This window comes from Mesorhizobium sp. M7D.F.Ca.US.004.01.2.1 (genome assembly GCF_003997785.1).
Classification (GTDB): Bacteria; Pseudomonadota; Alphaproteobacteria; order Rhizobiales; family Rhizobiaceae; genus Mesorhizobium; species Mesorhizobium loti.
In genome coordinates, this window is record NZ_RZRQ01000219.1 from 1 (window position 1) to 10222 (window position 10222).

Sequence of the window (10222 nt, forward strand, 5' to 3'; positions counted from 1 at the left end):
GCGACAATGAACCCGTCTTTTGTCAGCACCGTTCCGCCATAGCCATGGTTGCCTTCACCACCGGTCCGGGCCTTCCATCCAGCCCATCCGCGTCGACCCAGCCGCCAGATGCTTCCGGCGACAGTGGCTTCGATCCCGAACCCCGGATGCTCTGTGACGGCATCGAATTTGTGTTGCCCGCCAGGAGCGGCAAAGCCGGTTATGGCCTTTGAAAACGGGTGACGCGAGTGCGCGGCCATGTCTGCCGCGATTGCCAGCATGGCCGGATCGATCGACGATGCATTGAGGAGCCGGGGTTGTCCGAGCGTGAGCGTTCCGGTCTTGTCGAACACTGCGTTATCAATCGTCGCCAGGCGCTCCATGGCCGAACCGTCCTTGACCATGATGCCGTTCTCGAACAGACGCCGCGCGGCGACCACCTGAACGATCGGTACGGCGAGGCCGAGCGCGCACGGGCAGGTGATGATCAGAACGGCAATGGCGATCGTCATCGCCCGGTGCCAGTCGCCCGTCGCCGCCATCCAACCCAGGAATGTCACGAAGGCGGTGAGATGAACCACGGGCGCGTAGAGTGCCGACACGCGATCAGCGATGCGGCGATAGTGCGCGCGACCGCCCTCTGCGGCTTCCATCAGCCGAACCATTTCGGCGAGGAACGAATCCTTCGCGGCGGCGGTCGCCTCGATCGTCAGCGGGCCGGTAAGATTGAGCACGCCGGCCTGCACGGCTTCGCCCGGCGCCACGTTTTTCGGCGCGCTTTCGCCTGAGGCCAGCGAGCAGTCGAGATCAGACGCTCCGTGGATGATCTTGCCGTCGACGGGGATCCTTTCACCGGCCGCGATCAGCAGCTGCATCCCCGGTTCGATCTCGCCAACCGGCAGATAGTCGCGCGCGCCATCGCCGCGCAGCACCATGGCGCCGCGTGCGGCCAGCTGCGACAGGCCTTTCACCGCGGTGCGGGCACGTTCGCGCATCACGTGATCCAGCGTCCTGCCGATCAAAAGGAAAAAAAGCAGCGAAACCGACGCGTCGAAATAGGCGTGGTCGCCATGGTTGATCGTCTCATAGAGGCTCATGGCGTAAGCGAGCGACACTCCGACCGCGATCGGCACGTCCATGTTCATGCGGCCGTGGCGCAGTGCATTCCAGGCCGAGCGGAAGAAGATGCCGCCGGCGAAGGCGAGCGCTGGGATGGCGATCAATGCGGAGACCCAGTGAAACAGGTCGCGGGTAGCCCCTTCGGCCCCGGACCAGACAGAGACCGAAAGCAGCATGATATTGCCCGCCGCGAACCCGGCAACCGCGACGGCGCGGATCAACTCCGAAAGCGTCCTGTCCTTTTCATCAATCTCGGGGGCGAAGAGATGCGCCTGGTAGCCGAGCCGTCCAAGCGCGGCGACGAACGGTGGAACCTCGTCGCCACGCCAGCGGACCGAGACCCGTTTCGTCGACAGGTTGACGCGGGCGCTCTCGACGCGATCGAGCGTTCCCAACGCCGTCTCGATCGTCTGGATACAAGCTGCGCAATGAACGCTCGGCACCGAAAGATCGGTTTGGCGGAGATCATCTCCAAGCGATCGGCTCGCCAGCCTGATCTCTTGACTAGACGGCAGGACCGACGTGGTGCTGCCCAGATCAAGCGCCATTTCGGCGCCCGGTGCACAACAACTCATTTCAGCGCTCCATGGGAAATCATGATCCTGCGGACTTCGCGGTAGGGCTCGGCCAGACCGGCGTCAGCGTCGACTTCGACGATCCAGACGCCATCCTTCGGCATGTGCTGGGCTGCGAATTCCTGGCCGGAGGCGAGGGCGAGGTTGACCGCCTTGTCCTCTTTCTCGTAGGCGGGATGGCGAAACAGCACCTTGACGCCATGCAAGGCAATCGGCTTGCCGACGGCGTCGGTAAGGCTATAGCGGACCTCGCCCCATGCGATGGTCAGCTTGCCGGTCCAGCCGAGCGCTGCCTGCGCCCGCCCCTCCTCGGCCTTCTTGTTGAACTGCTGGCTCGCCACATAGGTGTTTTCGACGACAAGGCCGGTCCAGCTCGTGTTGGCGAGCGTTGCCATCGTCAGATTGACCGCGATGACCACCCCGAAAAAGGCTAGGATGATGGCCAGCATGTGCCTGCCGGTGAATACGCGGGGTTTTTCAGCGTTAGCGGTCATCTGGCAGTCTCCGGCGCGTTGAAGGTGGCGGTGTATTCGTCCGCCTCGAAGCTCGCCTTGTCCTCGACACGGAACTTGAAGGTCTGCGCTGTGCCCTGGATTTGATCCGCCGGCTGGCGCACGAAGACCTTCAGCATTTTCAGGCGGTCGGGTTCGACCGGAATGGCAAAAGAACGGCCTTCCGGGATGTCGTCGCCGACCACGCTCATCTCGGCGCCCTGCAAGCCTTGAATCGCGACAACGATCGTCCTTGGCTCGGGGATCATGTTGAGCAGCTTGACGGTGTAGCCGTTGCGGATCGAGCCGTCGGACAGCGTGACAAATTGCGGATTGCGATCATGCAGCACGTTGACTTCGAGCCGATCGCGCGTCAGCAGCGAATAGAGCAGACCCAGGCCGATCAGCGACCAGATACCCATGTAGACGTAGGTGCGTGGCCGAAAGATCTTGCGGATATGGAAATGCGCCACCTTGTCGGAGAACAGGCCATCAGCGGTCCTGACCTGCGACGGGTTGACTGAACTGGAGCCGCCCGCGGTCGCCAGCATCATGTTGGCGTTGTAGTCGGACAGTGTCGCATAGGAGATCAGCCCGCGCTCCTTGCCGAGCTTGTCCATGACCCCGTCGCAGGCGTCTATGCACAGCGCGCAGGTGATGCATTCCATCTGCTGGCCATCGCGGATGTCGATCCCCATCGGGCAGACCGCGACGCAGGCATTGCAGTCGACGCAGTCACCGACCGGCAGCCCTGCGGCAAGGACCTTCTTGGCGTGGCGAGAACGCGGTTCGCCGCGCCAGTCATTGTAGGTGACGGTGAGAGAACTTTCGTCGAGCATCGCTGCCTGGATGCGCGGCCATGGGCACATGTAGGTGCAGACCTGCTCGCGCATCAGACCGCCGAACGTGTAGGTGGTAGCCGTCAGCACGGCGACAGTGATGTAGGCGACGGGTGGCGCGGTGCCGGTGAAGAGTTCGCCAACCAGCGTCGGCGCATCGGCAAAATAGAAAATCCAGGCGCCGCCGGTCGCCGCACCGATGACCAGCCAGACGGCGTGCTTCGATAAGCGCAGCATCAGCTTGCGGGCGGTCCAGGGGCCTGCATCGAGTTTCATGCGAGCGTTACGGTCGCCCTCTATCGCACGTTCGACGACGAGGAACAGATCGACCCACACCGTCTGAGGGCATGCATAGCCGCACCAGGCACGGCCGACAGTCGAGGTGATCAGGAAAAGACCGACGCCCGCCATGACCAGGAGGCCGGCCACATAGAAGAATTCCTGGGGCCATATCTCGATGAAGAAGAAGTAGAAGCGCCGGTTCGCGAGATCGAGCAGGACTGCCTGGTCCGGGGCAAATGGACCGCGAGCCCAAGGCAGCCACGCAGCCAGGTAATAGATGCCAAGTGTGATCGTCATCACCAGCCATTTGAAGCGACGAAAGTTGCCCGAGGCGCGCTTCGGAAAGATCTTTTGACGCGCGGCATAAAGCGGCTTGCGGGTTTTGGCGGAATTGACAGTTTCTGTTTCGAGCCCTGTCAACTGCGTCTTGTCACGCATGTGCAACTCCACTTTCCCAGCCAATGTCAGGGGCACCTGTCGTAAAGCCTCGCCGTAGGATAGCCTTGCCGGGTTGTGCAGATCGCATTAGGGATGGTGTCGAGGCCCGGCTCACGCCGGGCCTCGTCCGCTTGGCAGGGGGGACCGAAGAATAGGACCTTCCATTCCTATTCTCCGCCGCCAAGCGAATGGACATAAACTGCAAGTTCCTTGACCTTGATCTCGCCGAGACGGCCAACCCAGGCCGGCATGACGCCCTGTTTTGGCGCACGGACCTGTGCGGCGATGGCTGTCTCACCGGATCCATAGAGCCAGATCGCATCGGTCAGGTCGGGGGCGCCGAATTCCCTGTTGCCTTTTGCATTGTCGCCGTGACAGGCCACGCAATTCTCGGCAAAGACCTTGGCGCCGGGTTGGATCAGACTTGCATCGCGGACCTTGCCGGAAAGGCTGGCCACGTAGGCGCTGACTTGTGCGATCTGGTCGGCGGTAATGATGTCGCCGAAGGCCGGCATTTCCGACAGGCGCGTGTCCGGATCGGATGCGAAGCGGATGCCGTGCGTAATCGTCTGCTGGATCTGCTCGGCCTTGCCGCCCCACAGCCAGTCGTCGTCGTTGAGATTGGGAAAGCCCTTGGAACCCTGGGCGCCGGAGCCATGACATTGTACGCAATTGACCTTGAAAGCGGCGCCACCGGCGGCGATTGCGAATTCGCGCAGGCCGTCGTCCGCGGCGATTTCCGAGACGCTCTTGGACTCCACCGCCGAGATATATTTGCCCTTGGCGGCCTCAGCCGCGGTCAGCTCGTTCCTGACCTCGTTGCGGCTGGAATAGCCGAGCACACCCGTTGTCGCCGAGTGCAACAGAGGCCATGCTGGATAGGCAATGGTGTAGCCTATCGCCCAGACAATGGTGACGTAAAAAGTGATAACCCACCATCTGGGAAGCGGGTTGTTCAGCTCCCGGATACCATCCCATTCGTGGCCGGTGGTCGAGACGCCAGAGATTTCATCGATATGCTCGTCGCTCATGATCACTCGTCCTCGAGCGGAATGCGGGCCGCTTCGTCGGCCAGCCTTCGGCTGCCGGGGCGTAGGGCAAAGGCGATGCACCCCACGAAGAACAGCGCCATCGCAACCAGGCCCCAGCTGTCGGCAAACGCCCGCATCAAATTGTAGGTCATCAGCGTTCTCCTCAGCGGTAGCCGGCGGCTTCGTCGTAATTTTTGAAGTCGACCAGTGTGCCAAGCATCTGCAGGTAGGCGAGCAGGGCATCCATTTCGGTGACCTGTTGCGGGTTGCCGTCGAAGTCGCCGATCTTGGCTTTTGGGTAACGCGCCTCAAGGCCTGATGTGTCGGCATTGGGATCGGCCTGCGCCGCCAGATCCGCATTGGCGTGGGCGATCATGTCATCGGTGTAAGGGACGGCTACAAGCCTGTTGGCGACCAGATGCGTCGAGAAATCCTTCACGTCGATCGGCGTGTCTTTCAGGAACCCATAGCTCGGCATGATCGATTCCGGCACCACCGAGCGCGGGTCGGTAAGATGCGCGACATGCCATGCATTCGAGTAGCGGTCGCCAACTCTGGCGAGATCCGGCCCGGTGCGCTTCGATCCCCACTGGAAGGGGTGATCGTACATGGACTCGGCAGCCAGGCTGTAGTGGCCATAGCGCTCAACTTCGTCGCGGAACGGCCTGATCATCTGGCTATGACAGAGGTAGCAGCCCTCGCGCATATAGATGTTGCGCCCGACAAGTTCGAGCGGCGAATAGGGGCGCATGCCTTCCACCTTCTCGATCGTGTTGTCGAGATAGAAGAGAGGCGCGATCTCGACGATGCCGCCGACCGTCACCACGAGCAGCGAGCCAACGAGAAGAAGCGTGGCGTTCTTCTCGATGATTGCGTGTTTGTCCATCAAGCCCATTACCTGGCTCCTGATCGCGCAGGTCGGATGGCGACGGGGCTCGGCATCGGCTCCTCCTCGCGCTGGTGGCCGAGGATGGTCCTGGTGATGTTCCAGGCCATGATCAGGGCGCCGGAGAGGTACATGGCGCCGCCGATGGCGCGCAGGACATAGTAGGGGTGCATGGCGGCGACGGTTTCGGCGAAGGAGTAGACCAGGAAGCCCTGCTCGCCATATTCGCGCCACATCAGGCCCTGCATGATGCCGGACACCCACATCACCGCGGCGTAGACGACGATCCCGAGTGTCGCCAGCCAGAAGTGCCAGGTGACGAGCCTCAGCGAGTAGAGCCGTTGACGGTTCCAGAGCTTCGGGACCATGTAGTAGATCGCGCCGAACGAGATCATGCCGACCCAGCCGAGCGCACCCGAATGGACGTGCCCGATGGTCCAGTCGGTATAATGCGACAGCGAATTGACCGCCCGGATCGCCATGATGGGGCCTTCGAAGGTCGACATGCCATAGAAGGCGACGGCCATCACCATCATGCGGATGATCGGATCGGTGCGCAGCTTGTCCCAGGCGCCGGACAGCGTCATCAGGCCGTTGATCATGCCGCCCCAGGACGGCATCCACAGCATGATCGAGAACACCATGCCGAGCGTCTGCGCCCAATCGGGCAAGGCGGTGTAGTGCAGGTGATGCGGCCCGGCCCAGATGTAGAGAAAGATGATAGCCCAGAAATGGACGATCGACAGCCGGTACGAATAGACTGGCCGGTTCGCCTGCTTGGGCACGAAATAATACATCATGCCGAGGAAGCCGGCGGTGAGAAAGAAGCCGACCGCGTTGTGGCCGTACCACCATTGCGTCAAGGCGTCCTGGACCCCTGAAAAGGCGGAGTAGCTCTTGGAGCCCGGGAACGAGACTGGTATGGACAGGTTGTTGACCACATGCAGCATCGCGATGGTCACGATGAACGACAGGTAGAACCAGTTGGCCACGTAGATATGCGGTTCCTTGCGCTTCAGGATCGTGCCAAGGAACAGAATGAGGTAGGCGACCCAGACGATGGTCAGCCAGACATCCACATACCATTCGGGTTCGGCGTACTCGCGGCCCTCGGTGATGCCGAGCAGGTAGCCGGTCGCGGCCATGACGATGAACAGCTGGTAGCCCCAGAAGACGAACCAGGCGAGATCACGGCCGAAGAGGCGCGCGCGGCAGGTGCGCTGCACGACATACAGAGACGTGCAAAGCAGCGCGTTGCCGCCGAAGGCGAAAACGACACCGGATGTGTGCAACGGCCGCAAACGACCGAAATTGAACCAGGGCTGGATGTTGAGATCGGGGTAGGCGAGCTGCAGCGCGATCACCACGCCGACCAGCATGCCGACGACACCCCAGAACACGGTGGCGATCGCGCCGTAGCGGATCGGACCATCCATGTAAGCGGATGGGTCAATCGGAGCTGCTGGCCTGAACTCCGTGTTGCGCAACAGGATCGCAGTGAAACCAGCCACTGCGAAGAACAACACCCACATGTGTCGGCGGAAAGGTTCATCCACGCCGAAGCCGGCGGCCACCAGGGCCGCAAAAGCGAACACGCTTAGAAGGACGATCTCTGTGCCGAATTTCATTGCAGATCCCGATCTCGAATCTGGTGGATGCCAAATCCGCAGCGCACTAATCGCGCAGCCGCCGCCCCCTCGCCCTGATCTATGTCAGGCCGCACGATTTTGTGCGGCGCAATCAGCAGGTGGCGAATGAACGAGGAACGCAGCGCGGGCTCACTCCCTCATGGAAGGCGTTCCCTGGGTTGGGCGGGCGCAGACGCGATCGCTGAGGCGAAAGCTGAGGCTCTGCGCGCGTTGGATGCTATTGCCGATGCCCTGCCAAACGTTGTTCGGATCCCATTGGAAACGAACGCGATCGTTCCGCCGAGCCGTGGCAGATTAAGGACCATGCTTCGCCGGTATGTGCCGAAACACACCTGGCGATTGGTCACGTTCCTATCAAAGCCCGAAAGCTGTTTGTCTCGACAACCGTGACGCCGCTTCGTCGAAGGCGCGGCGACATCGCATTAAAAGGCAAACACGGCCCGCCCCGGAGTCATGCGACATGGCCTCGCCGCTTAGGGCCGCTCGCGTCCGCCGCCACAGCGCTTCTCCAGACGGCTTATGCTGTCCACCGTCACATGGCGTGCGTTCTCAATCCGAATCACCCCGTCAGCCCGCAATCGCGTCAGTTGGCGGCTCACGGTCTCGCTGGTGATTCCAAGGAAATCAGACATTTCGGCACGCGTCAGCGGCAGATCGAAGGAGGCCGACCCGGAAGCCGCATCGAGACTGGAATCGATATTCCGGGCCATCATGAGGAGAAAAGTCGCCACCTTTTCCGGAGCTGTCTTGCGCCCCAGCGTCACCATCCACTCGCGCGCCTCATCGAGTTCATTCAGCGTCTGTTTGAGCAGGCGATGCTCGAATTCCCGTGACGCCTTCATCATCCGTTCGACGGCCGCTCGCGGAAACGAACACAGCGTGACTGCTGTTGCCGCTTCCGCATTGATCGAGCTTTCCTCCTTGAAAGGACGTCCCAGAAAATCCGGTGCAAACTGGAGACCGACGATCTGCTGGCGCCCATCCGACAGGCTCTTTGATAGCTTTACCACGCCTGAAAGCACGTTGGAGTAGCTGTCGACGTTCTGTGCCTCGCCGGTCAACTCCATTCCTGACTCGATCCGGCGACGCGAGCAAGTCTTGGCGAGCCCAACCAAATTGTCTGGATCGAGCGCACCGCAGACACCGCGACGCCGTGCCTCGCAAGGGAAGCAAAGAACAGGAATGCCGGAACTATGAATGTCTTGCCGAAAGGTCATGCGTTCGCCTTACCCGATCCTAACTGCCGGCAGGATACCCATCCAGGGTAGAGAAATCCTGCGGCGGTTTGTCCATGAGCGCGGCTGATCGAGATCAGGGTCTGCTTCAGCGATGCGTGCAGTGTTCCGGCGGGCAACACGGTGAACGCGAGATGCAATCGGAAATAGCTGTCAAACTCAGCGAGAACGTCCCACGCTACACCAGCTATCCGACGGCGCCGCATTTCCATTCGGGGATCGATGCTGCCATTTACCGTGGCTGGTTGGAGACGCTGGAAAGCGGCGACGAAATCTCGCTGTACCTGCACATTCCTTACTGCGACAAGCTCTGCTGGTTCTGCGCCTGCCACACCAAGCAGACGCACCAATATGAGCCGGTGGCCGCTTATCTGCGCTCGCTGAATGCCGAAATCGTCACGATTGCCGGTCTGGTGAGCGGCAAGGCACATGTCCGTGCAATCCACTTCGGTGGCGGTTCGCCAACTATTCTGAGGCCCGATGATATGGTTGCTCTTGGAGCGGCCTTGCGGGACAGCTTCGACCTTCTCCCGGATGCTACGGTCAGCATCGAAATCGAAACCAACGACATGGACAAGGCGCGCCTTGATGCACTTGCTCAAATCGGCGTAACGCGGGCGAGCCTCGGCGTGCAGGATTTCGATCCGCAAGTGCAAAAAGCAATTAATCGTGAGCAGAGTTTTTTGCAGACCAAGGCAGTCGTCGACGGGGTTCGTTCGCGGGGCGTCGAATCGGTCAATCTGGACCTGCTCTACGGGCTCCCGAATCAGACACGCGAGACGATCTGTTCCACGGTGGCGCAGGCACTGACCTTGGAGCCAGACCGGATGGCCCTGTTCGGCTACGCACATGTGCCCTGGTTCAAGAAGCATCAGACGATGATCGACGAGGCATGGCTGCCGAGTCCCACTGAGCGTTTCGCCCAATCTCAACTCGCGGCGCGGGCAATTGTCGCCAAGGGATATGAGGCAATAGGACTCGATCATTTCGCGAAGCCCGACGATGCGCTGGCCATAGCGGCCCGCGCAGGGGTTTTGCATCGCAATTTTCAGGGCTACACTGAGGATCGCTGCCCGACACTGATCGGACTTGGCCCTTCGTCCATCGGTCGTTTTCGCCAAGGCTACGTGCAGAACATGGCTTCGACTGCCGGGTACGGGCGCATGGTTGCGGATGGCGGGTTGGCTGCCGTCCGCGGCGTTGCCCTTTCCGACGACGATCGCGTCCGTGGCTGGATCATCGAGCGGCTGATGTGTGATTTTGCCTTCTCGGCAGTCGACCTGGTGGAGCGGTTCGGCAAAGCCGGCGAGCAGCTCCTTCATCGCTCGAGGTCCATCGCACTCCACGATCCTGCCCGAGCGCTTGAATTCGATGGTGACAGTTTCCTCGTACGGACTGAAAGTCGCCCCTTCATTCGAACCATCGCGGCCAAGTTCGATACATATTTCAAAGGGGGAACGGCGAGGCACTCGGTGGCGGTCTGAGCAAAGCACAGTGCGCTCGCCGTTTGGTCGATCGGCGAACCAGCTGCGTTCGTTTTGACCGCTCATAGGCGACTACCGCATCAAATCGTCGACCGTGAACAATCCGAGCCCTAAGCGGCGACCGGCTTCGGCCGGATTTGAAGCAGGGCAATCAAGAGCGACAAAAACCCCTTCAGCCACCTGAGCAGGAGGGAGAAGTTGTAGCCGGCGGCGG

9 protein-coding genes are annotated in these 10222 nt (G+C 61.1%); 1 reads left to right on the forward strand and 8 read right to left on the reverse strand.

Annotated features, from left to right (window positions below):
• The 8 genes from EN993_RS24495 to EN993_RS24530 all read right to left on the reverse strand — a co-directional run.
• Nucleotides 1–1673 (reverse strand): heavy metal translocating P-type ATPase (locus tag EN993_RS24495; protein WP_164757785.1); only part of this gene is annotated, 1673 nt, incomplete at its 3' end.
• Complete coding sequence (locus EN993_RS24500; protein WP_063169221.1) at nucleotides 1670–2167, reverse strand: FixH family protein; 498 nt, start codon at nucleotides 2165–2167, stop codon at nucleotides 1670–1672. The genes EN993_RS24500 and EN993_RS24495, both read right to left, overlap by 4 nt.
• Entirely contained in the window at nucleotides 2164–3723 is a 1560-nt protein-coding gene (gene ccoG, locus EN993_RS24505) for a cytochrome c oxidase accessory protein CcoG (RefSeq protein ID WP_063169222.1), read from the reverse strand. The genes EN993_RS24500 and ccoG overlap by 4 nt, the downstream gene beginning before the upstream one ends.
• Nucleotides 3724–3890: 167 nt before the next feature.
• Nucleotides 3891–4754: a cytochrome-c oxidase, cbb3-type subunit III gene (gene ccoP / locus EN993_RS24510; protein ID WP_063169223.1), complete on the reverse strand. Its 864-nt coding sequence runs from the start codon at nucleotides 4752–4754 to the stop codon at nucleotides 3891–3893.
• Nucleotides 4755–4756: 2 nt separating this feature from the next.
• Nucleotides 4757–4906 (reverse strand): cbb3-type cytochrome c oxidase subunit 3, encoded by a 150-nt coding sequence (locus EN993_RS24515; protein ID WP_024502864.1) that lies wholly within the window; start codon nucleotides 4904–4906, stop codon nucleotides 4757–4759.
• A gap of 11 nt (nucleotides 4907–4917) precedes the next feature.
• The gene (gene ccoO / locus EN993_RS24520) at nucleotides 4918–5649 is read right to left on the reverse strand and encodes a cytochrome-c oxidase, cbb3-type subunit II (protein WP_063169224.1); all 732 of its coding nucleotides are present in this window, start codon (nucleotides 5647–5649) and stop codon (nucleotides 4918–4920) included.
• Nucleotides 5649–7268 (reverse strand): cytochrome-c oxidase, cbb3-type subunit I, encoded by a 1620-nt coding sequence (ccoN, locus tag EN993_RS24525; protein WP_063169225.1) that lies wholly within the window; start codon nucleotides 7266–7268, stop codon nucleotides 5649–5651. Before ccoN ends, ccoO begins: the two co-directional genes overlap by 1 nt.
• Before the next feature lie 494 nt (nucleotides 7269–7762).
• Nucleotides 7763–8506, reverse strand: coding sequence for a Crp/Fnr family transcriptional regulator (locus EN993_RS24530; RefSeq protein WP_024502861.1), 744 nt, complete (start codon nucleotides 8504–8506; stop codon nucleotides 7763–7765).
• Nucleotides 8507–8658: 152 nt separating this feature from the next.
• Between EN993_RS24530 and hemN the strand changes: the two genes are divergently transcribed.
• Nucleotides 8659–10008, forward strand: coding sequence for an oxygen-independent coproporphyrinogen III oxidase (gene hemN, locus EN993_RS24535; protein ID WP_063169226.1), 1350 nt, complete (start codon nucleotides 8659–8661; stop codon nucleotides 10006–10008).
• Nucleotides 10009–10222 lie beyond the last annotated feature (214 nt).

What these genes read in the sequence shown, in the direction of transcription:
- ccoO (WP_063169224.1), bottom strand. Translation starts at nt 5,649, where the DNA reads ATGGGCTTGATGGACAAACACGCAATCATCGAGAAGAACGCCACGCTT.
- ccoN (WP_063169225.1), bottom strand. Translation starts at nt 7,268, where the DNA reads ATGAAATTCGGCACAGAGATCGTCCTTCTAAGCGTGTTCGCTTTTGCG.
- EN993_RS24515 (WP_024502864.1), bottom strand. Translation starts at nt 4,906, where the DNA reads ATGACCTACAATTTGATGCGGGCGTTTGCCGACAGCTGGGGCCTGGTT.
- EN993_RS24500 (WP_063169221.1), bottom strand. Translation starts at nt 2,167, where the DNA reads ATGACCGCTAACGCTGAAAAACCCCGCGTATTCACCGGCAGGCACATG.
- EN993_RS24530 (WP_024502861.1), bottom strand. Translation starts at nt 8,506, where the DNA reads ATGACCTTTCGGCAAGACATTCATAGTTCCGGCATTCCTGTTCTTTGC.
- ccoP (WP_063169223.1), bottom strand. Translation starts at nt 4,754, where the DNA reads ATGAGCGACGAGCATATCGATGAAATCTCTGGCGTCTCGACCACCGGC.
- hemN (WP_063169226.1), top strand. Translation starts at nt 8,659, where the DNA reads ATGCAATCGGAAATAGCTGTCAAACTCAGCGAGAACGTCCCACGCTAC.
- ccoG (WP_063169222.1), bottom strand. Translation starts at nt 3,723, where the DNA reads ATGCGTGACAAGACGCAGTTGACAGGGCTCGAAACAGAAACTGTCAAT.